Annotated in this window: 23 protein-coding genes; 12 read left to right on the top strand and 11 right to left on the bottom strand. The window is 31.7% G+C overall.

The features are described 5' to 3' along the window. Window positions 1-3 precede the first annotated feature (3 nt). Both ACFSX9_RS02960 and ACFSX9_RS02955 read left to right on the top strand, forming a co-directional pair. A complete protein-coding gene (locus ACFSX9_RS02960) occupies window positions 4-1191 on the top strand; it encodes an acetyl-CoA C-acyltransferase (protein WP_379804192.1) in 1188 nt (395 codons plus the stop codon). 97 nt (window positions 1192-1288) lie between these two features. Beyond that, the gene (locus ACFSX9_RS02955) at window positions 1289-3079 is read left to right on the top strand and encodes an acyl-CoA dehydrogenase family protein (RefSeq protein WP_379804190.1); all 1791 of its coding nucleotides are present in this window, start codon (window positions 1289-1291) and stop codon (window positions 3077-3079) included. Window positions 3080-3146: 67 nt separating this feature from the next. On the opposite strand, the gene ACFSX9_RS02950 is transcribed toward ACFSX9_RS02955, so the two are convergent. After that, on the bottom strand, window positions 3147-4370 hold the full coding sequence (locus ACFSX9_RS02950) for a cation:proton antiporter (protein ID WP_379804188.1): 1224 nt from the start codon (window positions 4368-4370) through the stop codon (window positions 3147-3149). Window positions 4371-4507: 137 nt separating this feature from the next. Here ACFSX9_RS02950 and rlmH point away from each other — a divergent pair, with 137 nt between their 5' ends. Then, complete coding sequence (gene rlmH / locus ACFSX9_RS02945) at window positions 4508-4981, top strand: 23S rRNA (pseudouridine(1915)-N(3))-methyltransferase RlmH (RefSeq protein ID WP_379804186.1); 474 nt, start codon at window positions 4508-4510, stop codon at window positions 4979-4981. Window positions 4982-4987: 6 nt separating this feature from the next. Here rlmH and ACFSX9_RS02940 read toward each other — a convergent pair whose 3' ends face one another. From ACFSX9_RS02940 to ACFSX9_RS02920, 5 genes are all read right to left on the bottom strand, one after another. Then, complete coding sequence (locus tag ACFSX9_RS02940) at window positions 4988-7186, bottom strand: ATP-binding response regulator (protein WP_379804183.1); 2199 nt, start codon at window positions 7184-7186, stop codon at window positions 4988-4990. Window positions 7187-7260: 74 nt separating this feature from the next. Continuing rightward, window positions 7261-8952 carry an energy-dependent translational throttle protein EttA gene (ettA, locus tag ACFSX9_RS02935; RefSeq protein ID WP_379804181.1) on the bottom strand — a complete coding sequence of 564 codons (1692 nt, stop codon included), beginning with the start codon at window positions 8950-8952 and terminating at the stop codon, window positions 7261-7263. A gap of 52 nt (window positions 8953-9004) precedes the next feature. Then, window positions 9005-9187 (bottom strand): CAL67264 family membrane protein, encoded by a 183-nt coding sequence (locus ACFSX9_RS02930; protein WP_379804179.1) that lies wholly within the window; start codon window positions 9185-9187, stop codon window positions 9005-9007. A 78-nt stretch (window positions 9188-9265) separates the two neighbouring features. Then, entirely contained in the window at window positions 9266-10270 is a 1005-nt protein-coding gene (gene holA, locus ACFSX9_RS02925; protein WP_379804177.1) for a DNA polymerase III subunit delta, read from the bottom strand. Window positions 10271-10299: 29 nt separating this feature from the next. Then, a complete protein-coding gene (locus ACFSX9_RS02920; RefSeq protein WP_379804174.1) occupies window positions 10300-10698 on the bottom strand; it encodes a four helix bundle protein in 399 nt (132 codons plus the stop codon). 25 nt (window positions 10699-10723) lie between these two features. On the opposite strand from ACFSX9_RS02920, the gene ACFSX9_RS02915 reads away from it, so the two are divergent. The 5 genes from ACFSX9_RS02915 (at window position 10724) to ACFSX9_RS02895 (ending at window position 14377) form a co-directional block, all read left to right on the top strand. Further along, window positions 10724-11170: a type I restriction enzyme HsdR N-terminal domain-containing protein gene (locus ACFSX9_RS02915; RefSeq protein WP_379804171.1), complete on the top strand. Its 447-nt coding sequence runs from the start codon at window positions 10724-10726 to the stop codon at window positions 11168-11170. 2 nt (window positions 11171-11172) lie between these two features. Then, window positions 11173-11565: a hypothetical protein gene (locus ACFSX9_RS02910; RefSeq protein ID WP_379804169.1), complete on the top strand. Its 393-nt coding sequence runs from the start codon at window positions 11173-11175 to the stop codon at window positions 11563-11565. Beyond that, entirely contained in the window at window positions 11562-12464 is a 903-nt protein-coding gene (locus ACFSX9_RS02905; RefSeq protein WP_379804166.1) for a hypothetical protein, read from the top strand. The genes ACFSX9_RS02910 and ACFSX9_RS02905 overlap by 4 nt, the downstream gene beginning before the upstream one ends. 1 nt (window position 12465) lies before the next feature. Continuing rightward, window positions 12466-13470, top strand: a complete 1005-nt coding sequence (locus ACFSX9_RS02900; RefSeq protein ID WP_379804163.1) for a glycosyltransferase family 2 protein — start codon at window positions 12466-12468, stop codon at window positions 13468-13470. 70 nt (window positions 13471-13540) lie between these two features. Continuing rightward, complete coding sequence (locus ACFSX9_RS02895; protein WP_379804161.1) at window positions 13541-14377, top strand: OmpA/MotB family protein; 837 nt, start codon at window positions 13541-13543, stop codon at window positions 14375-14377. 266 nt (window positions 14378-14643) lie between these two features. Here the strand turns inward: ACFSX9_RS02895 and ACFSX9_RS02890 are convergent, their stop codons facing one another. Together ACFSX9_RS02890 and ACFSX9_RS02885 are read right to left on the bottom strand one after the other, a co-directional pair. Beyond that, window positions 14644-15264, bottom strand: a complete 621-nt coding sequence (locus tag ACFSX9_RS02890) for an L-threonylcarbamoyladenylate synthase (RefSeq protein ID WP_379804158.1) — start codon at window positions 15262-15264, stop codon at window positions 14644-14646. Window positions 15265-15305: 41 nt separating this feature from the next. Then, window positions 15306-17639: an ATP-dependent helicase gene (locus tag ACFSX9_RS02885; RefSeq protein ID WP_379804658.1), complete on the bottom strand. Its 2334-nt coding sequence runs from the start codon at window positions 17637-17639 to the stop codon at window positions 15306-15308. A gap of 209 nt (window positions 17640-17848) precedes the next feature. Between ACFSX9_RS02885 and ACFSX9_RS02880 the strand changes: the two genes are divergently transcribed. Beyond that, window positions 17849-18373, top strand: a complete 525-nt coding sequence (locus ACFSX9_RS02880; protein ID WP_379804156.1) for a DUF7935 family protein — start codon at window positions 17849-17851, stop codon at window positions 18371-18373. Window positions 18374-18563: 190 nt separating this feature from the next. Here ACFSX9_RS02880 and ACFSX9_RS02875 read toward each other — a convergent pair whose 3' ends face one another. Both ACFSX9_RS02875 and ACFSX9_RS02870 read right to left on the bottom strand, forming a co-directional pair. Further along, window positions 18564-19604: a PLP-dependent cysteine synthase family protein gene (locus ACFSX9_RS02875; RefSeq protein WP_379804154.1), complete on the bottom strand. Its 1041-nt coding sequence runs from the start codon at window positions 19602-19604 to the stop codon at window positions 18564-18566. A gap of 138 nt (window positions 19605-19742) precedes the next feature. After that, a complete protein-coding gene (locus ACFSX9_RS02870; RefSeq protein ID WP_379804152.1) occupies window positions 19743-21878 on the bottom strand; it encodes a S9 family peptidase in 2136 nt (711 codons plus the stop codon). 65 nt (window positions 21879-21943) lie between these two features. On the opposite strand from ACFSX9_RS02870, the gene ACFSX9_RS02865 reads away from it, so the two are divergent. After that, window positions 21944-22267 (top strand): YbaB/EbfC family nucleoid-associated protein, encoded by a 324-nt coding sequence (locus ACFSX9_RS02865; protein ID WP_379804149.1) that lies wholly within the window; start codon window positions 21944-21946, stop codon window positions 22265-22267. A 208-nt stretch (window positions 22268-22475) separates the two neighbouring features. On the opposite strand, the gene ACFSX9_RS02860 is transcribed toward ACFSX9_RS02865, so the two are convergent. Next, window positions 22476-23045, bottom strand: coding sequence for a fasciclin domain-containing protein (locus tag ACFSX9_RS02860; protein ID WP_379804147.1), 570 nt, complete (start codon window positions 23043-23045; stop codon window positions 22476-22478). Window positions 23046-23188: 143 nt separating this feature from the next. Between ACFSX9_RS02860 and tpx the strand changes: the two genes are divergently transcribed. Both tpx and ACFSX9_RS02850 read left to right on the top strand, forming a co-directional pair. Then, a complete protein-coding gene (gene tpx, locus ACFSX9_RS02855) occupies window positions 23189-23686 on the top strand; it encodes a thiol peroxidase (RefSeq protein WP_379804145.1) in 498 nt (165 codons plus the stop codon). Between the two features lies 1 nt (window position 23687). Beyond that, window positions 23688-24062: a diacylglycerol kinase gene (locus tag ACFSX9_RS02850; protein WP_379804142.1), complete on the top strand. Its 375-nt coding sequence runs from the start codon at window positions 23688-23690 to the stop codon at window positions 24060-24062. The last annotated feature ends 11 nt before the right edge of the window (window positions 24063-24073 follow it).

The following is a 24073-nucleotide window of genomic DNA, read 5'->3' as shown; positions in this document are numbered from 1 at the left end:
ATTATGAAAACAGCATATATAGTAAAAGCATATAGAACAGCAGTTGGAAAAGCACCTAAAGGAGTTTTTCGTTTCAAAAGACCAGATGAATTGGCTGCTGAAACCATTGAATACATGATGAATGAATTACCAAACTTTGACAAGACGCGTATTGACGATGTTATGGTTGGTAATGCAATGCCAGAAGCAGAACAAGGCTTAAACGTTGGTCGTTTGATTTCGTTAATGGGATTAAAAGTTGAAGATGTTCCTGGAGTTACTGTAAACAGATATTGTGCTTCTGGAATTGAAACTATCGGGATGGCAACTGCTAAAATCCAATCTGGAATGGCAAGTTGTATTATCGCTGGTGGCGCGGAAAGCATGAGTTTTATTCCAATGGGAGGTTATAAACCTACTCCAGATTATAAAGTAGCTAAAGCCGGAAATGAAGATTATTATTGGGGAATGGGATTAACTGCTGAAGCTGTTGCAAAACAATTCAATGTTTCTCGTGAAGACCAAGATGAATTTGCATACCATTCGCATATGAAAGCTTTAAAAGCTCAGGCTGAAGGTAGATTTGACGCACAAATTGTTCCAATTACGGTTGAAGAAACTTTTGTAAACGCAAACGGTAAAAAAGAAACACGTTCTTACGTTGTAAATAAAGATGAAGGACCAAGACTTGGAACTTCTAAAGAAGGTTTAGCCGGCTTAAGAGCAGTATTTGCTGATGGCGGAAGCGTAACTGCCGGAAACTCATCACAAATGAGTGATGGAGCTGCTTTTGTATTAGTAATGAGCGAAGAAATGGTAAAAGAATTAAACCTTGAACCAATTGCTCGTTTGGTAAACTTTGCTTCAGCAGGTGTTGAACCAAGAATTATGGGAATGGGTCCTGTAAAAGCAATTCCAAAAGTATTAAAACAAGCTGGTTTAGACTTAAAAGACATTGACTTAATTGAGTTGAACGAAGCTTTTGCTTCTCAGTCTTTAGCGGTTATTCGCGAATTAGGATTAAATCAAGATATCGTGAATGTTAATGGTGGAGCAATTGCATTGGGTCACCCACTTGGTTGTACAGGTGCAAAATTATCAGTTCAATTGTTTGATGAAATGCGCAAGCGTGGTAATGCAAAATACGGAATGGTAACTATGTGTGTAGGAACTGGACAAGGAACTGCAGGTATTTACGAATTTTTAAAATAATAGAGAAGCAACACAGCTTAAATAAATTTAAGAAATTTCAATAATTTATTTAATCTGTGTTACTGAAAAATAAAATAACAATATTAAAATATAAATCATGGCAGATATTATTAGAGGAGGTCAATTCCTTGTAACAGAAACAAAATGTGAAGACGTTTTCACACCAGAAGATTTCAATGAAGAGCAAATTATGATGCGTGATTCAGTTATTGAATTCGTTGATAAAGAAATTTGGCCTTATAAAGAAAGATTCGAAAAGAAAGATTATGCACTTACTGAAGAAGTAATGCGTAAAGCGGGTGAACTAGGCTATTTAAGTATTGCCGTTCCTGCAGAATATGGTGGAATGGGAATGGGATTTGTAAACACGGCTTTAGTTTGTGATTACATTTCTGGAGCTACAGGTTCATTTTCAACTGCTTTTGGAGCACATACAGGAATTGGAACTATGCCAATAACTTTATACGGAACAGAAGAACAAAAACAAAAATATGTACCGAAATTGGCTTCAGGTGAATGGTTTGGTGCGTACTGTTTAACAGAACCGGGTGCAGGATCTGATGCTAACTCAGGAAAAACGAAAGCTGTTTTATCTGATGATGGTAAATATTACAGCATTACAGGTGGGAAAATGTGGATTTCAAATGCAGGTTTTTGTAGTGTAATGATTGTTTTCGCTCGTATTGGAGATGATAAAAATATTACGGGTTTCATCGTTGAAAATGATCCATTAAATGGAATTTCAATGGGAGACGAAGAGCATAAATTAGGAATTCGTTCTTCTTCTACGCGTCAGGTTTACTTTAATGATACTAAAGTTCCTGTAGAAAATATGTTGGCGGGTCGTGGTGAAGGTTTTAAAATTGCCATGAACGCTTTAAATGTTGGTCGTATTAAATTAGCTGCTGCGTGTTTAGAGGCACAAAGAAGAACTATTACAGGTGCAGTAAATTATGCTAACGAAAGAATGCAGTTTAATGTTCCTATTTCTAGCTTTGGAGCTATTCAGGCTAAAATTGCTGAAATGGCTACAAATGCATATGCTGGAGAAAGTGCAACTTATAGAGCAGCTTCAGACATTGAAACTAGAATTAAAATTAGAGTAAGTGAAGGAAATTCGCACCAAGAAGCAGAATTAAAAGGTGTTGAAGAATTCGCAATAGAATGTTCTATCTTAAAAGTAGCAGTTTCTGAAGACGTACAAGCTTGTACAGATGAAGGAATTCAAATTTTTGGTGGAATGGGATTCTCTGAAGATGCTCCTATGGAAAGTGCTTGGAGAGATGCTCGTATTGCAAGAATTTATGAAGGAACTAACGAAATCAACAGAATGTTATCGGTTGGAATGTTAGTGAAGAAAGCAATGAAAGGTCATATTGATTTCTTAGGTCCAGCAATGGCTGTGGGTGAAGAATTAATGGGAATTCCATCGTTTGACGTGCCAGATTATTCTGAATTATTCGCTGAAGAAAAAGAAATGCTTGTTAAGTTGAAAAAAGTATTCTTAATGGTTGCTGGTTCTGCTGTTCAAAAATACGGACCAGAATTAGAAGCACACCAACAATTATTAATGGCTGCATCTGATATCTTAATTGAAATTTATATGGCTGAAAGTACTATTCTTAGAACTGAAAAATTAGCTAAAAAAGAAGGTGAAGCGAAAGTGCAAGAGCAAATTGCTATGGCACAATTGTACTTATATCATGCAGTAGATATCATCAACCAAAAAGGAAAAGAAGGAATTGTTTCTTTTGCTGAAGGAGATGAACAACGTATGATGTTAATGGGATTAAAACGTTTCACAAAATATGCAAACATGCCAAATGTAATTGGTCTTCGTGAAAAAATTGCTGCAAAAGTAATTAGCGAAAACAAATACGCATTCTAAGGTTATTTTGTAATAGGTTATAATAAAAACCGTCAAGTATTCAATTACTTGACGGTTTTATTTTATATTATAAAGGAACATTAATATCGATTTTTAAAGCTGAATCACTATCAGATTGTGTTTTATCTTTATCTGTCTTATTGAACATTAAACCTAACATCATAATTAGCGCTGTCAATACAATAACTTGAATTATCAAGGCATTGTTAACTAAATCGATTTTAAGTGTTGAAGGAATACCTAAGAATAACAAAATAGTTATTAAGCCTCTTGGCGCGACAAATAATAAAGGCATCAGTTTTACTTTGTAAATTTTCAATTGAATGGCTCTTATCAAATAAATAAGAATTACTATACCGACTGCTAATTCAAATGTTTGGGGATTTATCACATCTTCCGTTCTTATTAAGTATCCAAATAGTATAAAAAACAGAGAACGTACCAGAAAAGCAGCTTCAAATATTAATTCCTTAAATTTATGAACTTCTTTTTGTAAGGCTCTAGGTTTAAGAAATTTGATCCAACTGTAATGTTCTAATCCGTCAAAATTACCCATTATCAAACCAAATATCATAATAAATATTAAGGCTGGCAAATGATAAATCTCTGATACAGCATAAATTAATATGATAAAAAGTACGATAGGAGCAAATTTCACATGATGGTCAATCCTACTCAATAAAAAAGCTAGAAAAGCTGTAGCGATAAATGAAATAGCTAACATCATTAGAATTTGAAGCCCAAAATTCGCGAAGGTCTCTAAGTTAATTACGTGATTCAGTACTAAGAAATTAAAAAATAAAACTCCAATAATATCAGACATGCTGCTTTCGTAAATAGCAAATTCTTTATTAAATGAACTCAAATTTCCAACACTAGATATCGCAATAGCACTACTAATTATACACAACGGAATTGCATTTATCAATCCTTGTTTATAATCAGCATCTAGAAAGTAATAAAAAAAATGACCAATTGCAAAAGCTGAGATTACTAAAGGAACGATAGCCGTTACCACCGTTTTACCAATAAAAGGTAATTTTCTTTTATTTAACTGCACTTCCAGCGAACCTTCAAGTACAATTAAAATTAAACCAACTGTACCAAAAAAAGGTAACAGACCATTTAAATCGGGAATTACAATATTCAATAAAGTTGTGCCTTGCTTTACCAGCCAACCCATTAAGATTAATAAAATCACTGAGGGAATTTGTGTTTTGTTAGCAGACACTGTAAAAGCATAGGCCAATAATAGTAAAACACAAATTGTAATAATAATTACATAATTCATAAAAAAATACTTTTCAGCAAGATAAAAATACTTTTAAAAATAATACAATTTTAAAATACAAATTTTCCAATTTTTATAGAAACAATTTTAAAAGGAAAGATTTACAAAAAAAAACTATTTTTGCAAAAATAATTTTTATGAATATTCGCCTTATCACCATTGGAAAAACTGATAATAAAAACTTACAAACGCTAATTGAAGATTACACGAAACGTTTGTCGTTTTATGTAAAATTTGATTTGGAAATTATTCCCGATATTAAAAATGTAAAGAATTTATCAGAAGCACAGCAAAAAGAGAAAGAGGGCGAATTAATTCTATCAAAAATAACCGCAACCGATCACTTAATCTTATTAGATGAAAATGGAAAAACGTTCAACAGTGTAGGATTTTCGGACTATTTGCAGAAAAAGATGAATGCCGGAACTAAAACGTTGGTTTTCGTAATTGGTGGTCCTTATGGTTTTAGTGAAACCGTTTACCAAAAAGCAAATGGAAAAGTTTCTTTGTCTGAAATGACTTTTTCACATCAAATGGTTAGGCTTTTTGTAATTGAACAACTTTATAGAGGCTTTACAATTTTAAAAAATGAACCTTATCATCATCAATAAGCCTTCTTATTTATCAACGAATTTTTTAATTACATCAAATAACTTACCACTATCAAATGGTTTTACAATTACGTCATCGATTTTAGCATCTTTGATCTTATCCATAATCTCTTGTTTATCAAATGCTGTCACCGCTATAATAGGTGTTTTAATTCCTTTTTCTCTAATTAGTTTTGATGTTTCAAATCCATTGATCTTCGGCATATTAATATCCATCAAAATAACGTCATAACTTTTCTCTTCTAAAAGTTCTAATGCCGTATAACCATTGTCTACAATATCACAAATAAAGTGATTGTTTTCCAATAGTTTTCTCGTTACCAATTGGTTAATTTTATTATCCTCTACAACAAGAACTGTGTAATCTCTTCGCGTTGATTCATCTACAATTATATTTTTAATAATTTCGCTGATTTTAAATTGGTCCGTTTCAAAAGGAATTACTAAGCTAATTTTTGTTCCAACATTCTCTTCACTTTCTAGCTCAATGGTTCCATTAAAAAGTTCAACCATCTTTTTTACAATCGTTAAACCTAAACCAGTTCCTAAATAATCATCTTCTTTACGAACAATCTGTACAAATTTATCAAATACCTTGTCCTGATCTTTTTTAGCTATACCTATTCCATTATCGATTATTTCAAATCTAATTTGACAAAGTGTACCTTGAGTCTTAACTAAATTTGCTTTAATCGTAACATGACCATTCGTAGTAAACTTTAATGCGTTACTTATTAAGTTAATAAAAATTTGAGAAAGTCGTACTTTATCGCTGATTATTGCTTCTGGAATAGTAGAATCGAATTCTAAGAAAATTTTATTATTGTTTTTTATCGCGATAAAATGAAGTGAATCTTTTATCGTTTCTAATTCATCATGAAGGTTAAATACAATATTGTCTAAAACAACTTGATTTTCTTCAATTTTATAAACGTTTAAAATATCGTTTACTAAGGATAGTAAATATTTTGCAGAAAACTTCAATGACTTTAAGTGTGGACTGTCTTTTAGTTCTTGATGTTCATCTAAAATAATATCAGTAATTCCAACAACACCATATAAGGGAGTTCGAAGTTCATGACTAACAGTTGAAATAAATTGAGATTTTATCTTTGACGCTTCTTCTGCTTTTTCTTTGGCAAATAATAAATCAGCATTTGCCTTTTTTAACTTAGCGTTTACCAATGTTTTAAGCCTGTTGTTTCTAATAAAAGAAAACAACAACAATAATAATGTGGTGACGATTATCGCTGATAAAACTACAAATTGTTTATTTTTCTCAATTCGTTGTTCATGCGCTAACTTCTCAGCCTCAATAACTTCAATTCTTCTATTAATTTCATCATGTTCTAGCTCTAAACCGGCTACTTTAACACCTTTTAATTTATCATCATTGTAAATTTCATCTCTTAACTCATTATGTTTTGCTAAATATTTGTGGGCTTTTTCAAAATCTTTATATTTTAAATAAAAGTTAGAAAAATCTTCATAAACAACAGAAATATGAGATTTTATATACTCTACATCACCTTGATCAGCATAAGAAAGAGCTTTTAAATAATGTTCTTCTGCTTTTTCATAATCGTTTAAGTGATTATAATACAATGCAAGGTTGGAATTTAATGAAATTTTAGATTCAATATCATCATCGTTTTCAATATAATCTCTAACTTGATTTACATATTTTATACCCGTGTCGTAATCTCCAACTGTAAAATAAGCGCTTCCAATATTTAAGGTAGAAAATGTAATTTCGTACTGATCTTTTAATCTTTTTGCATAGATTACACCTTTTTTATAGTTTTCAATCCCTTTTTTGAAATCAATTTTCCGATAACAATAGACATTTGCCAGATTGTTATACAACCAACATTTAATAGTATCATTATCCGTTTTTAAAGCGGCTACTATTCCTTTATCGTAGTATTCAATTGATTTACTGTATTCTGCAAATTCATCAAAATTTAAGCCAATTAGGTTATAAGCTTTTGCAGCTAACAAATCATCATCGTTTCGCAATGATAATTCTAAAGATTGTTTGGCGTAGTTTAAAGATCTTTTTCCGTCTAAAGCTAAAAAGCTTTCTCCACCCTTGGAAAGTAAAATTTTTGCTTCTTTTTCAACAGCACTATTTTGTTGCGCCCAAGCAAGTTGGAAACCAGAAAAAAAGAGTATAAATAAAGCAGTATGCTTAGAGAAATTCATTAGTTTAAGTGCGATTTTTGAACATGACAATATAAAAAAAATCCTGATTAAATCAGGATTTTTTCTGTAATTATTTAACGTACTAATTTCTTGTATTTTATTCGAGTTGGAGCAACGTCTTTTCCTAAACGTTTGCGCTTATTTTCTTCGTATTCAGAGAAACTTCCTTCAAAGCAATATACTTGTGAATCTCCTTCAAAAGCTAATATATGCGTACAAACTCTATCTAAAAACCATCTGTCGTGAGAAATAATAACTGCACAACCAGCGAAGTTTTCTAAACCTTCCTCTAAAGCACGCAATGTATTAATATCTAAATCATTCGTAGGCTCATCTAAAAGCAATACGTTTCCTTCTTCTTTCAAAGTCATCGCAAGGTGCAATCTATTTCTTTCACCACCTGATAAAGTTGCAACTTTCTTATTTTGATCGCTTCCGCCAAAGTTAAAACGAGATAAATAAGCTCTAGAATTTACTTGTCTTCCACCCATCATGATCAATTCTTGACCATCACAGAAATTTTCCCAAAGTGACTTATTTACATCAATATTTGAATGTGCTTGATCCACGTAAGCAATTTTCACAGTATCACCAATTTCAAAAGTTCCACCATCTGGTTGTTGCTCACCCATTATCATTTTAAAAATGGTCGATTTTCCAGCTCCGTTTGGTCCGATAATTCCAACAATTCCTGCTTGTGGCAACACAAAATTTAAATCATCATATAATAATTTATCACCAAATGCTTTTGCAACATTTTTAGCTTCAATTACATTAGTTCCTAAACGTGGTCCATTAGGAATATAAATTTCTAATTTCTCATCTAATTCTTTTTGATCTTCGTTTAATAACTTATCATAGTTTTGTAAACGTGCTTTTTGCTTGGTTTGACGGCCTTTTGCACCTTGACGAACCCAATCCAATTCACGTTCTAAGTTTTTTCTACGTTTTGACGCTACTTTTTCTTCTTGCGCCATACGAGTTGATTTTTGATCTAACCAAGATGAATAATTCCCTTTCCAAGGAATACCTTCTCCTCTATCTAACTCTAAAATCCAACCGGCTACATTATCTAAGAAATATCTATCATGCGTTACAGCAATTACTGTTCCTGCATATTGTGCTAAATGTTGTTCTAACCAAAGCACCGATTCTGCATCCAAGTGATTCGTAGGCTCATCTAATAACAATACATCTGGTTGCTGCAATAACAAACGACATAAAGCCACACGACGCTTTTCTCCACCTGATAATACATTAATTGGCGTATCTGCTTCTGGCGTGCGAAGCGCATCCATTGCAATTTCTAATTTGGTATCAATTTCCCAAGCACCACAAGCATCAATTTTGTCTTGTAATTCTGCCTGACGATCCATTAGTTTTTCCATCTTATCAGCGTCTTCATACACTTCTGGCAAACCAAAATCATCGTTGATTTTATTAAATTCTGCTAATAATGCAAATGTTTCAGCTGCACCTTCACGAACAATTTCAATAACTGTTTTAGTTTCATCTAAAAGAGGTTCTTGCTCTAAATAGCCAACTGTATAACCAGGTTGAAAAACCACATCACCTTGATAATTTTTATCAATTCCAGCAATAATTTTCAATAATGAAGATTTTCCTGAACCATTTAATCCAAGGATACCAATTTTTGCACCATAGAAAAAGCTCAAATAAATGTTTTTTAGGACCTGTTTATCGGCTCCTGGATAACTTTTACTCAATTTTTGCATTGAGAAAATTACTTTCTTATCGTCTGACATAATATAAATTTAATTTAAAATATTCTTTTTCAATAAACTATCAATCTACTGCTTAAACCCTTCCTTTTAAGGCATTAAAAACCCATGCAATAGCAAGAAACCCAATTCCTACTGCTGCGAATCCCCAACCTGCTACATCATCATAACGATAAATTCCTAAACCAATAATGATTAAACCCATTAGTATCATAATAAAGGTGGCCCAAGCCAATACAGTATTTTTATTCATTCCCATTTTGTTCTCGTTTTGTTTTAGTAAAAATTTAGGATTGCAAATATAAGCAATAATAAAAGGTTTCGTTTGAATACAAATTTAATAAAAAATATTAATCAACATTTCCTTTAATAAATCGTGATGTGTCATTGAAGCGGCACCAACACCTTTACTCTTTACGTCAATATCTCGAAGAGCTCCAATAATACCACTTACTTTTCTCATCGGATAATTTCGGGCAGCTACTTCATAATCTTTCACGAAAAAAGCGTTAATTTTTAATTCCTTAGAAACATTCTGTTTTGATTTATCTTTTAAGCCATGATATTGCATCAATTGAGAGAAAAATCCAAAAACCATTGCAGTTGTAACAACCATGGGATTATCCTTTGGATTTTGCGCAAAATAATCGACTATTTGATATGATTTGAGTTGGTTTTTTTCGCCAAGCGCACTCCTTAATTCAAAGTTATTGAAGTCTTTACTGAACCCGATATTTTCTTCAATATCTTTTGGTGATATGGTATGACCTTTGGGTAAAATGATCTTCAATTTATCTAATTCATTACTTATCTTAGACAAATCTGTTCCTAAAAATTCAACTAAAATAGAAGAAGCCTTAGGTTCAATGGAATAACCTTGACCAGACAAAACGCGCTTAATCCACTCACCTACTTGATTTTCATATAATTTTTTACTTTCGTATACTACACCAACTTTATCTAATAATTTGGTAATCTTTTTACGTCTATCTAACGTTTTATATTTGTACGCAAAAACCAAAACAGTTGTCGGTTGAGGATTTTCAACATAAGCTTCTAACTTGTCAATATATCGAGATAATTCCTGAGCTTCTCTAACAATAACTACTTGTCTATCAGCCATCATTGGATACCGTTTTGCATTCGAAACAACTTCTTCAATCGTGGTATCCCGACCATATATAATAGTCTGATTGAAATCGCGTTCGTGTTCTTGCAAGATATTTTCCTGAATAAAATCGGTCAATTTATCAATATAATAAGGCTCTTCACCCATAAAAAAGTAAATTGGCTTGATCTTTCCAGCTTTAATATCTTTTGTAATTTGAATTACTTCATCCATTTTTTAGTTTATTGTTTGTGGTTATTAGTTTATTGTTTGTTGCCGAACTTTAAACCTTTAATTTCACAATTGTTCAAATACGCCATAAATGCACCTATTTTGTTTTTCACTAATTCCACTTTAATAGAAACACAATCGAATTCTAGTTGAGAAATCAATTTTTTATCTAAATATCGATATAGCTGTGATTTTAATTCGCCAGCCGAACCCTTGGCATAACTTAAAAAGTTAATGAACTCTCTATTTCCATTTCTTTCAAATCCTTCAGCAATATTGTCCATTATAAAACCTGAACTTCTGTCCATTTGATCTTTCATTGAATATCTTTTGCCTAAATTTGTAGTTTCGAATAAATTTTCGAAGTCAATACAAATTTCCCTAGCTAAATTCCATGTGACTAAATCCTCGAATTTTTCTATTTTTGCCATAAACGATAAACAATAAACGATAAACTTGAGACAGTTGAATTTCCCAACGTATTCCTTTCGGTTCAAAAATAGTGAAAATAAAGTGTCTATTTTTGATGAAATTAGAAAAAAATTTATTGTGCTTACGCCCGAAGAATGGGTGCGTCAACATGTGATTCAGTATTTATTGCAAGATAGGAACTATCCAAAATCATACATTAATGTGGAGAAGTTAATCAAAGTCAACGGATTAAGTAAGCGTTATGATGGAATTGTTTTTAAACCCAATGGTGAAATATTCTTATTAATTGAATGCAAAGCACCGGAAGTTCCTATTTCACAAGACACTTTTGATCAAATTGCTCGTTATAATTTGGAGTTAAAAGCCCAATATTTAATGGTAACCAACGGCTTAAATCACTATTTTTGCCAAATGGATTTTGAGAATGAAAAATATGTTTTTCTAAAAGAACTTCCTGATTTTAAAAACTAATTATGGTAAAGAGAGATTTAATTTTAGACCAAATTGAACAAATGGGTGCTTTCTTACGGAAGTTACTCGATAAATTTGCAAACAGTAATTCGCTTGAAGATGGAACTAATGCTTCAGATTCAGTTACAAATGAAATGATTGATGAAATCGGATTTGATTTGAAATTATTTTTAACCCTTTCGGAAGAAGAAGCTAGAAAATATCTTTCAAACTATAAATTTACCGAAGAACATTTGGAAACTTTATCAAATTTATTAGTTAAAATGAGCTCCGATGCACTAAGTAGAAAAGAATATTTAGAAAAAGCATTGTTAATTTTAGATTTTACAGATGAAATTTCTAGTACTTTTTCTTTCGAAAGAAATAATACGAAAAACAAGATCAGAGGATTATGAAGTATAAAACACTACTACTAATCGCTAGTATTTTTTTATCATCTTACAAAGATAAAAATTTCACTGATGAGAATAAATATAATGGAATTAACCACAGTATTTCTTTTAGTAAATTTTTAAATTCAGACGAAAAAACTCCTATTAGTGGAATAGATCAAGAACAGTTAGATTCATATTGTGATTCTTTAAAAACTAATAAACAATATATTATCGATTTATTGGATAAAAATGCTTCTGTAGCAAACAATATTAAATACGAGAATTATAAAACCAACAGAAAACGCCTAGAAGAAGAACTCTTTGGTATTCTATCTCCGCTAATAGAAAAGTATATTAATTTATTCCACGAAAGTAATAGTAAAGCTGTTGTACCAAAAGATTTTAAATTAATCAACAAAAAACTTAAATCGGTAGACATTGAAACCTGGTATATCGGCGAAGGAATTACCGAATTAAGAACAGTTCCAAGCCACTATTATAAATTATTTAAAAACATAGTTTCGGTTGATTATAAAGATTTTATAAAGCAAGAAACCGTAGAGGAAGAGTCCCTATATTCTAGCGATGGTGGAATCGTTGTGTCTTTTGAAGAGGTTGGAAATCGGGTTGCTTTTTGGGAAAAATTTATTTCTAAATATCCAAGCAGTTCCTTGTTGTCGAATGCGAAAGAAAGATACCTTAATTACTTAAGTGATTTTCTTTTTGGTCTAGATAACACGCCAACTTTTGAAAATAATATTATTTATCCTGAAATTTTGAATACTCATAATTCTTTCATTAGGAAATACCCTAAATCTGAAACTTCACGAAAGATAAATGAGTTAAAGAGTTTACTGACTTTAGAGATAAATAATAGCGATGAGTATAGAAAAATAATCTTTAAAGAAACTAATTTTTAATATGATTAATTCAAAAAAAATAGCAGTAGTTATACTCAATTGGAACGGTGCTAAATTATTAGAACAATTTTTACCTTCAGTTGTAGCTTATTCGGATGAAGCAACGGTTTATGTGGCCGATAATGCTTCAACTGATAACTCAATTGAAATCCTTAAAAAGCAATTTCCATCGGTAAAAATAATTCAAAATACTGATAATTTTGGTTTTGCAAAAGGTTATAATGAAGCATTGAAAAATGTAGAAGAGGAATATTATGCTTTAGTAAATTCAGATATAGAAGTGACTGAAAATTGGTTACCTCCTATTCTAAACATATTCGAAACAGAACCAAATACATCAATTATCCAACCTAAATTACTTGATTTCAAGAAGAAAACTCATTTTGAATATGCAGGTGGAGCTGGTGGTTTCATAGATAAATATGGTTATCCGTTTTGTCGTGGTCGAATTTTTGATACTGTTGAAGCAGATAAAAACCAATATGACGACGAAATAGAAATATTTTGGGCAACCGGAGCTTGCTTTTTTATTCGAAAAGAAGCTTTTAGAACGCTTAATGGTTTTGATGATGATTTCTTTGCCCATCAAGAAGAAATTGATTTGTGTTGGCGCGCATTTAACTTAGATTATACCACTAAATATTGTCCGCAATCTGTGGTTTATCACGTTGGTGGTGCTACCTTACATGAAGGAAATCCAAGAAAGACATTCTTAAACTTTCGAAATTCACTTTTAATGTTACTAAAGAACCTTCCTAAAAATCAGTTAGTTCCAGTGATTATTATGCGAATGATATTAGATGGCTTAGCCGGATTCCAATTTATTTTAAAAGGAAAATTCAGACATTTCTGGGCAATTCTTAAAGCACATTATGCTTTTTATTTGCTTACTCTTAAATTTTACAAAAAGCGAAATATCATACAAAAAACAAATTATTTTAAAATAAAAAGCATCGTTTACCGTTATTTTATTAAGAGTGGCAAGGAGTTTGCTAAATTGTTTTAACAATAGTTTAAGTATAAAAATTTCCTATCCTTGAACTTCCTGTTTAATTTTGTAAAAAATAATTATTAGTATGAAAAAAGTATTGTTAGTCATCACAATTGTTTCAATGTCGCTAACTTCTTGTGTTTCTAAAAAGAAATACACGGAATTAGAAACTAAGAACAAAGAAATTCAAGATTTATTAAACACAGCAACTGTAAAGTTAAACTCTTGCTTAACAGAGAGAGAAGCGTATGCTAACCAAATTGATTTTTTAAAGAAGAACAATTCTGATTTAATCAACAACATGGGGAATTTAACTACGCTTACTACGAAAGGTGCTGAAAACCTTGAAAAATCATTAGAAAGTTTAAAAGAGAAAGATTTAAGAATCACTCGTTTACAAGATGCTTTAACTAAAAAAGACAGTGTAACATTGGCTTTAGTTACTAGCTTAAAGCGTGAAGTGGGTATGGACGATCCAGACATTAACATTAATGTTGAAAAAGGAGTTATTATGATTTCTATTGCTGATAACTTATTATTCAAATCGGGTAGTTATGAAGTTAGCGATAAAGCAAAAGGAGTTTTAGCTAAAGTTGCTAAGGTTATTAACAGCAAGCCAGATTTTGAATGTATGGTTGAAGGTCATACTGATAATGTTCCTGTTAAAAATGCAGTTTTATTAGACAACTGGGACTTATCTGTAAAAAGAGCAACTTCAATTGTAAGAGTTTTACATAATGATTTAGGTGTAAGCCCAAAACAATTGATTCCAGCAGGAAGAAGTTCATATGTGCCTTTAGTTGATAACGATACACCAGCTAACAGAGCAAAAAACCGTAGAACTAAAATTATCATAATGCCAAAAATTGATCAATTCTACGAAATGATTGAAAAAGAAATGAAAAACTTAGGCGGGAAATAATCCACTTAAATTTCAACAATATAGTAAAACACCTCAAGCAATTGAGGTGTTTTTTTATTAGAATAAAATCGTGCTATATTACAATGTTGGTGCAACAGATTATTGAATTTTAAGCATGGTATGAAAAGACTCATAGTATTGCAAAGAAAATAAAATTCGGGAAAAATAAAGATGGTGCTATTTTAAATTAGTATTTAAAATCTATTTCAGAGGTTTTATTTTAAATAATAAATAACGCGAAAAAAAAATATTAAGATAGAGTTGATCTACAATATATCTAAACTTCCTTTTCCTTCACGAATTACTTCGGGCTCATCACCAGTCAAATCTATAATGGTTGAAGCTATGTTATCACCATAACCTCCATCGATGATCAGATCGACTTTGTTTTGCCACTTTTCGAAAATTAATTCAGGATCGGTTGAATACTCGATTACATCATCTTCGTCTTTAATAGAAGTAGAAATAATTGGATTACCCAACATTTCTACAATTTGCAAAGCGATGTTGTTTTGCGGAACACGAATTCCAACTGTTTTTTTCTTTCTGAATTCTTTCGGCAAGTCGTTATTTCCTGGTAAAATAAAAGTATAAGGTCCAGGCAAAGCACGTTTTAAGATCTTGAAAGTAGCTGTATCAATTTGCTTCACATAATCAGAAATATTGCTTAAACTGGAACAAACAAAAGAAAAATTTGCCTTTTCCAACTTAATTCCTTTGATTTTAGCTAATTTTTCTAAAGCACGAGAATTCGTAATATCACAGCCAAAACCATAAACAGTATCGGTTGGATAAATAATTATGCCACCATCTTTCAACACAGCAACTACTTTTTTAATAGCAGCTTCATTGGGTTTGTCTTCGTATATTTTTATAAATTCTGCCATAATTTTTTGTTTCAGGTTAATTTTGTTTGAAGTTTCAGATTTTATCCAATCACTTCCAATTTTGCAAAACGAAGCAATAATTTCTTCAATCCGCCAACATCAAATCTAATTTCTGCTTTTTTATCAGCTCCAATTCCTTCTATATTTACAATTTGTCCTTTCCCAAATCGTTCGTGCATTACTATATTTCCTGATGCTAAATTCGAATCAAACAAATTAGCACTTCCTGAATTTGAGTTACTCGACATTGGTTTTAACTTTCTAACGTTTGCCGATGGATTCGGTTGGTCACTCTTTAAATTAGCCGGTGGCGTTCCCATTTTTGGTTTAGCTAATCTTAATTTCGATTTATCAATATCACCAAAAACATCAATATCCATGACAGGTTTATAACGATAACCTGAATCAACCGGATTCAAATATTCCAAATATTGGTCGTCAATTTCTTCAATGAATCGAGAAGGTTCGCTATCCACTAGTTTTCCCCAACGATAACGTGATTGTGCATAAGTCAAGTAGGCTTGATGTTCTGCACGTGTTAAAGCCACATAAAACAAGCGACGTTCCTCTTCTAACTCACTTCTGGTATTCATACTCATCGCACTTGGAAATAAATCTTCTTCCAATCCTACGACAAATACATGTGGAAACTCTAATCCTTTCGCCAAGTGAATTGTCATCAAGGCAACTCTATCGTCATCTCCGGTATCTTTATCTAAATCGGTAACCAAAGCAACATCTTCCATAAATTCGGCTAATGCGCCTCTTGCTCCGTCAATTTCAACTTGTCCTTCTGTAAAATCTTTAATACCGTTTAAAAGTTCTTCGATATTTTCAATTTTAGCAATTCCTTCTGGTGTTCCGTCTTTTTTAAGTTCTTGAACTAATCCTGTTTTTTTGGTAACGTGTTCAGTCAAGAAAAAAGCATCTTGATTTTCATTAATTACTTGAAAACTCTTAATCATCATCACGAAATCATTCAGTTTGGCTTTCGTACCAGAATTTAGTTTTAAATCAATTTTATCAATATGTTCCATTACTTCAAAAATAGAACGCTTATAATGATTAGCGGCAACTGTTAATTTTTCTACGGTTGTATCTCCAATTCCCCTAGCCGGATAATTAATAACACGCACTAAAGCTTCTTCATCTTTAGGATTGATCACCAATCGAAGATAAGCCAGAACATCTTTAATTTCTTTACGCTGATAAAATGATAAACCACCATAAATTCGGTAAGGAATATCGCGTTTACGCAAAGCATCTTCCATAGCACGTGATTGTGCATTGGTGCGATATAAAATTGCAAACTGTCCGTTTAACATTTGATTCTGCATTTTTTCTTCAAAAATGGTAGCCGCCACAAAACGCCCTTCTTCCCCATCTGTTAAACTGCGATGTACTTTTATCTTTGCACCATCTTGATTTGCGGTCCAAACAATTTTATCTAACTTAGTTTTGTTTTTATCAATTACGTTATTCGCCGCTTCCACAATATTTTTTGAAGAACGATAATTCTGTTCCAAGCGATACATTTGAACATTTTCATAATCTTTCTGAAAATTCAAAATGTTATTGATGTTTGCACCACGGAACGCATAAATACTTTGGGCATCATCTCCAACAACACAAATGTTATGAAATCGATCCGACAAAGCCCGAACAATTAAATATTGCGAATGGTTGGTATCTTGATACTCATCAACCAAAATATAACGAAAACGATCTTGATACTTCGCTAAAACTTCAGGAAAAAGATTCAATAATTCATTAGTTTTTAATAATAAATCATCAAAATCCATCGCACCTGATTTAAAGCAACGCTCTACATAATTTTGATAAATTTCTCCCATTCGAGGCTTTTTGCTCATCGCATCCGCTTCTTGTAATTCGGGATTATTGAAATAAGCTTTAACCGTAATTAATGAGTTTTTGTACGATGAAATTCGACCTAAAATCTGTTTCGGTTTGTAAATTTCCTTATCCAATTGCATTTCCTTGATGATTCCACCAATACAACGCAATGAATCTTGTGAATCATAAATCGTAAAGTTCGAAGGATAACCTAATTTATCGGCTTCACTTCTTAGAATCTTAGCAAAAACCGAGTGAAATGTTCCCATCCAAAGGTTTTTAGCTTCGTTATTTCCTACAATATCAGCAATACGTTTTTTCATTTCACGTGCTGCTTTGTTAGTAAATGTCAAAGACAAAATATTAAAAGCATCAACTCCCTGACTCATTAAATTAGCAATACGAACCGTCAGCACACGCGTTTTTCCAGAACCCGCACCTGCAATAACAATCATTGGCCCATCTTTTTGCAAGACCGGTAATTGTTGCGCCTCGTTTAATTGGCTAATATATTTCTGTATATCCTTCATTTTTCTGATTAACTTTTAACTAATCTACAAAAATACGCTTTGAATAGGGTTATTACAAGTTTTAATTTAAACTTTAAGAGACGTTTTATTTTGAACACGGATCGAAAAAATTTTAAAAAGCATTGTTATTAAATAGTTGCTATTCATTTTTGATTATTAAAAATTTTGAGCTTAATTTGTGCTACTAAAATAAACCAAAAATGACAATTGAAAGTAAATTATTAGAAATTGCTGCATACACCTTACCTGCTATAATTACTGGCGGCGTGGCTTATATGATGATGCAAAGATTTTATAATAGTGAAGAAAGTAAAATCAAATTTGAATTATTAAGACAAAATCAAAAACAAGGTTTACCTATTCGCTTGCAAGCTTATGAACGAATGGTTTTACTTTTAGAACGCATCAATCCATCTCAATTATTACTACGTGTGGCTCCCATAGGAACAGATAAACAAGATTACGCTACATTATTGATACATAATATTCAAACAGAATACGAACATAATTTAACGCAACAAATTTATGTAACTGCGGAAACTTGGACTATTATTTTAAAAGCCAAAAATGGTATTACTAAAATGATTAGAAGAAATGCTATACGCGAAGATATTGCTGATGCAGAAAAACTTAGGGAAGCAATTATGTTAGAACTAACTGAAGTAGAATCACCGAGTAGCATTGCGATAAGCTTTATAAAAGGCGAATTAAAAAACGTTTTTTAATACTTTATTTTTTGTAAATTACCATCCAATTAGTACTCAATTGCTATTTTAAAAAGATAAAGCCCGATACAATATCGGGCTTTATCTTTTTAAAATCTATTTGATCTGCTATTATTATCCTCTTTTTCGTATTCAAAAATATATGAAATACTAAAAAGTTATAATAATCACTATTAAATCATAAAATTATTTACTTGATAATTTCAATTTTCAAAGCTTCTTCCATATTAACCGAGTCAAAAAATCCTTGCTCACTCATCCACTCGTCACTAAATACTTTACTCATATAACGCGAACCGTGATCAGGAAATATAATAATTACATTACTGTTCTCATCAAATTCCCCTTCTTCAGCATATTGTTTAACAGCTTGAAAAGCCGCTCCAGAAGTATATCCAACAAATAATCCTTCTTTCTTAGCTAATTCTCTAGTGGTATGTGCACTTTGCTCATCTGATACCTTGATAAATTTATCAATAATATCAAAATCAGTAGCTGAAGGAATTAAATTTTTCCCTAAACCTTCAATACGATATGGATAAATCTCATCGTTGTCAAATTCCTTTGTTTCGTGGAATTTTTTCAAAACTGATCCAAATGCATCTACTCCTAATACTTTAATATTTGGATTTTTTTCTTTTAAATAACGTGCTGTTCCAGAAATTGTTCCTCCTGTCCCACTACAAGCTACTAAATGTGTAATCAATCCGTTTGTTTGTTCCCAAATTTCCGGACCTGTTGATTTATAATGTGCATCAACATTCAATTCATTGAAATATTGATTGATATAAACCGAACCTTTAGTTTCTTCGTGTAGTCTTTTTGCTACATTATAATAAGAACGATCATCATCTGCAGAAACGTTTGCTGGACAAACATATACTTTCGCACCCATCGAGCGCAACATGTCAATCTTATCTAAAGATGATTTTGAACTTACTGCTAATATACATTCATACCCTTTAATAATACTCACCATAGCTAAACTAAAACCCGTATTACCCGATGTAGTCTCGATAATAGTATCACCTGGTTTTAAAATACCTCTTTTTTCTGCTTCTTCAATAATATATAAAGCTATACGGTCTTTTGTAGAATGGCCTGGGTTAAAGGCTTCAACTTTTGCATAGAAATTACCTTTTAAACCAGCTGAAATTTTATTCAGTTTGATTAACGGTGTATTTCCGATCAAATCTAATACACTATTACAGGCTTTTATTTCTTCTTTCATAGGAAGATTTTTATTTTTTAATGTTTCCAAAATACTATGCATGACTAGCACTTTAGTATTTTATACTTGATTTTTTGTGTTTCAAAACGACTATTTATCGTTTCTAAAACCTTGCAAATTTAACTAAAAAAAGTCAAACTACTTCGTAATTTTTTCTAAATCTAATAAAAATGCAAATTCCTTTGCTAATTCTTTCAAAGCTTCAAACCTTCCAGAAGCACCTCCGTGCCCTGCCTCCATGTTTGTATCTAAGAATAACTGCTTATTATTTGTCTTTAAAACTCTTAATTTTGCAATCCATTTTGCAGGTTCATAATATTGAACTTGTGAGTCATGAAGACCTGTAGATACATACATGTTTGGATATGCTTGCGCTTTTACTTGGTCATAAGGCGAATAAGACATCATATAATCATACGATTCTTTTTCGTTTGGATTTCCCCATTCGTCATATTCTCCAGTAGTCAATGGAATTGTATCATCTAACATTGTTGTAACGACATCAACAAAAGGAACTTGAGCAATTACACCATTGTATAATTCAGGTGCCATATTCACAACCGCTCCCATTAATAATCCTCCAGCAGAACCGCCTTCAGCATATAAATGATCTTTTGATGTATATTTTTCAGCAATTACAAATTTAGAACAGTCAATAAAGTCTGTAAAAGTGTTCATTTTCTTTAGAAGCTTTCCATCTTCATACCACATTCTTCCTAAATCTTCTCCTCCTCTAATATGTGCAATAGCATAAATAAATCCTCTATCTAATAAGCTTAAACGAGTGGACGAAAAATAAGGATCCATTGTAGAACCATACGAACCATAAGCATATAATAATAATGGATTTTTACCATCTTTCTTAAGTCCTTTTTTGTAGACCATAGAAATAGGTACTTTGGTTCCGTCTTTGGCTGTAGCCCAAACTCTTTCTTCTATATAATTGTTCTTATCAAATTTACCACCTAAAACTTCCATCTCTTTTAATACTTTTCTCTCCTGAGTTTTCATATTAAAATCAATAAGAGATGCTGGTGTAGCCATTGATTGATAGCCATAACGAAGTATATCTGTGTCAAAATCAACATTTGTACTTGTATAAGCTGTGTAAGTTTCACTAGTAAATGGTAGGTAATATTCTCCTTTACCACTCCATGGCATAATTCTAATTTTATTCAATGCATTAGAACGCTCTTCAACGACTAAGTAATCTTTAAAAATTTCAATTCCTTCTAATAACACATCATCTCTGTGTTCAATTAAATCTTTCCAATTGTCTGCTGAAGTTGCTTTTACTGGCGTTTTCATCAGTTTGAAGTTTGTAGCTTTGTCCTTATTAGTTACAATATAAAAATTATCACCAAAGTGCGAAATAGAATATTCTAAACCACGAGTTCTCTTTTGAAACAATCTAAACTTACCACTCGGTTTATTAGCTTCTAAAATTTGGTATTCAGAAGTCAAAGTACTTGAAGAACCGATTACTAAATATTTTTTTGATTTTTCTTTATAAACGAATGTGTTAAACGTATCGTCTTTTTCATTAAAAATCATTTTATCCGCAGCAGCTTGTGTTCCTAAAATATGTTTGTAAATTTTATCAGAACGAAGTGTTTTTGCGTCTTTTCGAGTATAAAACAGTGTCTTATTATCGCTTGCCCAAGTAGCTCCACCTGTAGTGTTTTCTAATTTAACTGGAAGTATTTCGCCCGTTACAAGATTTTTAATTTGAATTGTATATTGACGTCTTGAGACTAAATCTAAGCCAAATGCAACCCATTTATTATCTTCTGATACGCTTATTCCGGCCAAGTTGAAGTAAGCCTGTCCTTTTGCCATTTCGTTGCAATCAAACATAATTTCTTCTTTTGCCTGAAGATTTCCTTTTTTACGCGAATAAATTGGATAATCTTTTCCAGTTTCAAAACGAGTTATATAATAATAACCATTATATAAATAAGGTACTGAACTATCATCTTCTTTGATCCTAGATTTCATTTCCAAGAATAAATTATCTTGAAATTGTTTTGTGTGAGCCGTAGATTTCTGATAGTATTCATTCTCTTTGTTCAGATAATCGATAACTTCTGGGTTTTCCCTGTCGTTTAACCAATAGTAGTTATCAATTCTTTTCTCGCCATGCTTTTCTAATGTTTTAGGAACAATTTTAGCAACTGGCGGTTGTATTTTACTAGACATTTTTTTTGTTTTATTTTGACTATAAACTGGAGCAAAAATAACACAACCTAAAAGAAAGTACGTGATTTTTTTCATGAAGTTTTACAATAATTATTAACCGCTAATTTACTATTTTTGCTGAAATAAAAAAATATAATATTATGTTTGGAGATATGATGGGCCTAATGGGGAAATTAAAAGAAACCCAACAGAAAGTTGAAGAAACTAAAAAACGCTTAGATCACGTTTTAATTGATGAGAAAAGTACGGATGGATTACTAGAAATTACACTAACTGCTAATCGAACAATTAAAAACATTTCTATTAGTGACGAATTACTAAAAGACAAGGAAATGCTTGAGGATTACTTAGTTAACGTTTTAAACAAGGCGATTTCAAAAGCCACTGACGTAAATGAAGCAGAACTAGCGGCTGTTGCTAAAGATGGTATGCCAAACATTCCAGGAATGGATATGTTTAAGTAGAATAAAATAATTTCATCTTTTATCAAGTGGAAGGATTTCGCTTAGTTTTATATTTTTTTAAAATTTATAAAGCAGCTAAAAGGCATTTATTAATAAAAAAAACACTTGCAAAATATAATTGCAAGTGTTTTTACATTAATCAAATTCTAACCTTTCAAATTAATCATAAAATTAAATCTACTTAAAACTAAACAACATCATTATCTTGTTATGCTTTTGGCGTAACCACTGAATCAATTACGTGAATTACACCATTTTTTTGATTTACATCAGCAATTGTAACTTTAGCACTATTGCCGTTTTCATCTGTGATATAAAGGTCTTTACCTTTCATCCAAGCAGTCAACGTACCGCCACTTACTGTTTTGAAAGCATATTTTCCCTTTCCTTTTTTAATAGCAGCCATTATATCTTTGGCGCTCCATTTTCCTGCCGCTACATGGTAGGTTAAAATTGTAGCTAACATTTCTTTGTTTTCTGGTTTCAATAAAGTTTCAACGGTTCCTTTTGGTAATTTATCAAAGGCCGAGTTTGTTGGGGCAAAAACGGTGAATGGTCCATCGGACATTAATACATCTACTAAATCAGCAGCTTTAACAGCAGCAACTAAAGTAGTATGATCTTTAGAATTAACTGCATTTTCAACAATATTCTTACTTGGATACATCGGCGCACCTCCTACTTCAACTGTTTTTTCTTCTGATTGTGCAAAAGTTGCAGTACTGAAGAATAAGCCAAAAGCTACTAAACCTGTAGCTAACATTTTTTGAGTTTTCATTTTTACATTTTTAAAGTTATAATTGCATTTACGCAAATTCTTTAATCTTGGTTTTCTAAAAAGGAAAAATAATTTAATCTTAAAACTTTAATACTTCATTATTAGATTATATTTTTTAAATTTGTTATCTTAAAAAACAAGCTATGGCAACAGTAACATTAGGAGGAAATCCAATTCACACATCAGGCGAATTACCAGTAGTAGGCTCAAAAGCAAAAGACTTCAATTTAGTAAATACCGATTTAGGAACAGTATCTTTAGCTGATTTTTCAGGTTCAAGAGTTGTATTAAATATTTTCCCAAGCATTGATACCGGAACATGTGCAGCATCAGTTCGCAAGTTCAACGAAAAAGCAGCTGCTATGGAAAACACTAAAGTATTATGTATCTCAAGAGATTTACCATTTGCTCAAAAACGTTTTTGTGGCGCAGAAGGTTTAGACAATGTGGTCAATCTTTCTGATTTTAAAGAAGGAGCCTTTGGTAAAAACTACGGTTTAGAAATTACTGATGGTCCTTTAGCAGGATTACATTCTCGTGTAGTGATTGTTCTTGATGAAAATGGAACTATTTTACATACCGAACAAGTTGGAGAAATTGCAAATGAACCTAATTACGAAGCTGCCTTAGCTTTACTTTAATATGAAATTTGAAAAAGACGAAACACTTTTTACCGGAAGGTTGAAAAGTATGGGCTTTGCCTTAAAAGGAGCCATAAAATTAATCACAACCGAGCATAGTGTAATGGTTCAATCATCATTAGCTGTCTTAATGATTATTGCAGGATTTTATTTTGGGATTACCCGAATAGAATGGATGTTCCAAATACTAGTTTTTGGACTAGTTTTGGCTGTAGAAGGTTTAAATACTGCTGTGGAAAAAATAGCCGACTTTATTCATCCTGAATATCACGAAAGAATTGGTTTTATTAAGGATATTGCTGCTGGTGCCGTATTTTTCGCTGCAATGACTGCGATTGCCATTGGTTGCATTATTTATTTTCCATATTTGTTTTAAAAAAGCTATTT

The organism is Flavobacterium ardleyense, assembly GCF_042686085.1.
Taxonomy (GTDB): domain Bacteria; phylum Bacteroidota; class Bacteroidia; order Flavobacteriales; family Flavobacteriaceae; genus Flavobacterium; species Flavobacterium ardleyense.
The sequence above is the reverse complement of the archived record's forward strand: the minus strand, read 5'-3'. Positions and strand labels throughout refer to the sequence as shown.

Excerpts from the sequence above, each read along its gene's own strand:
- ACFSX9_RS02960 (WP_379804192.1), top strand. The coding sequence starts at position 4 with ATGAAAACAGCATATATAGTAAAAGCATATAGAACAGCAGTTGGAAAA.
- ACFSX9_RS02955 (WP_379804190.1), top strand. The coding sequence starts at position 1,289 with ATGGCAGATATTATTAGAGGAGGTCAATTCCTTGTAACAGAAACAAAA.
- ACFSX9_RS02950 (WP_379804188.1), bottom strand. The coding sequence starts at position 4,370 with ATGAATTATGTAATTATTATTACAATTTGTGTTTTACTATTATTGGCC.
- rlmH (WP_379804186.1), top strand. The coding sequence starts at position 4,508 with ATGAATATTCGCCTTATCACCATTGGAAAAACTGATAATAAAAACTTA.
- ACFSX9_RS02940 (WP_379804183.1), bottom strand. The coding sequence starts at position 7,186 with ATGAATTTCTCTAAGCATACTGCTTTATTTATACTCTTTTTTTCTGGT.
- ettA (WP_379804181.1), bottom strand. The coding sequence starts at position 8,952 with ATGTCAGACGATAAGAAAGTAATTTTCTCAATGCAAAAATTGAGTAAA.
- ACFSX9_RS02930 (WP_379804179.1), bottom strand. The coding sequence starts at position 9,187 with ATGGGAATGAATAAAAATACTGTATTGGCTTGGGCCACCTTTATTATG.
- holA (WP_379804177.1), bottom strand. The coding sequence starts at position 10,270 with ATGGATGAAGTAATTCAAATTACAAAAGATATTAAAGCTGGAAAGATC.
- ACFSX9_RS02920 (WP_379804174.1), bottom strand. The coding sequence starts at position 10,698 with ATGGCAAAAATAGAAAAATTCGAGGATTTAGTCACATGGAATTTAGCT.
- ACFSX9_RS02910 (WP_379804169.1), top strand. The coding sequence starts at position 11,173 with ATGGTAAAGAGAGATTTAATTTTAGACCAAATTGAACAAATGGGTGCT.
- ACFSX9_RS02905 (WP_379804166.1), top strand. The coding sequence starts at position 11,562 with ATGAAGTATAAAACACTACTACTAATCGCTAGTATTTTTTTATCATCT.
- ACFSX9_RS02900 (WP_379804163.1), top strand. The coding sequence starts at position 12,466 with ATGATTAATTCAAAAAAAATAGCAGTAGTTATACTCAATTGGAACGGT.
- ACFSX9_RS02895 (WP_379804161.1), top strand. The coding sequence starts at position 13,541 with ATGAAAAAAGTATTGTTAGTCATCACAATTGTTTCAATGTCGCTAACT.
- ACFSX9_RS02890 (WP_379804158.1), bottom strand. The coding sequence starts at position 15,264 with ATGGCAGAATTTATAAAAATATACGAAGACAAACCCAATGAAGCTGCT.
- ACFSX9_RS02880 (WP_379804156.1), top strand. The coding sequence starts at position 17,849 with ATGACAATTGAAAGTAAATTATTAGAAATTGCTGCATACACCTTACCT.
- ACFSX9_RS02875 (WP_379804154.1), bottom strand. The coding sequence starts at position 19,604 with ATGAAAGAAGAAATAAAAGCCTGTAATAGTGTATTAGATTTGATCGGA.
- ACFSX9_RS02870 (WP_379804152.1), bottom strand. The coding sequence starts at position 21,878 with ATGAAAAAAATCACGTACTTTCTTTTAGGTTGTGTTATTTTTGCTCCA.
- ACFSX9_RS02865 (WP_379804149.1), top strand. The coding sequence starts at position 21,944 with ATGTTTGGAGATATGATGGGCCTAATGGGGAAATTAAAAGAAACCCAA.
- ACFSX9_RS02860 (WP_379804147.1), bottom strand. The coding sequence starts at position 23,045 with ATGAAAACTCAAAAAATGTTAGCTACAGGTTTAGTAGCTTTTGGCTTA.
- tpx (WP_379804145.1), top strand. The coding sequence starts at position 23,189 with ATGGCAACAGTAACATTAGGAGGAAATCCAATTCACACATCAGGCGAA.
- ACFSX9_RS02850 (WP_379804142.1), top strand. The coding sequence starts at position 23,688 with ATGAAATTTGAAAAAGACGAAACACTTTTTACCGGAAGGTTGAAAAGT.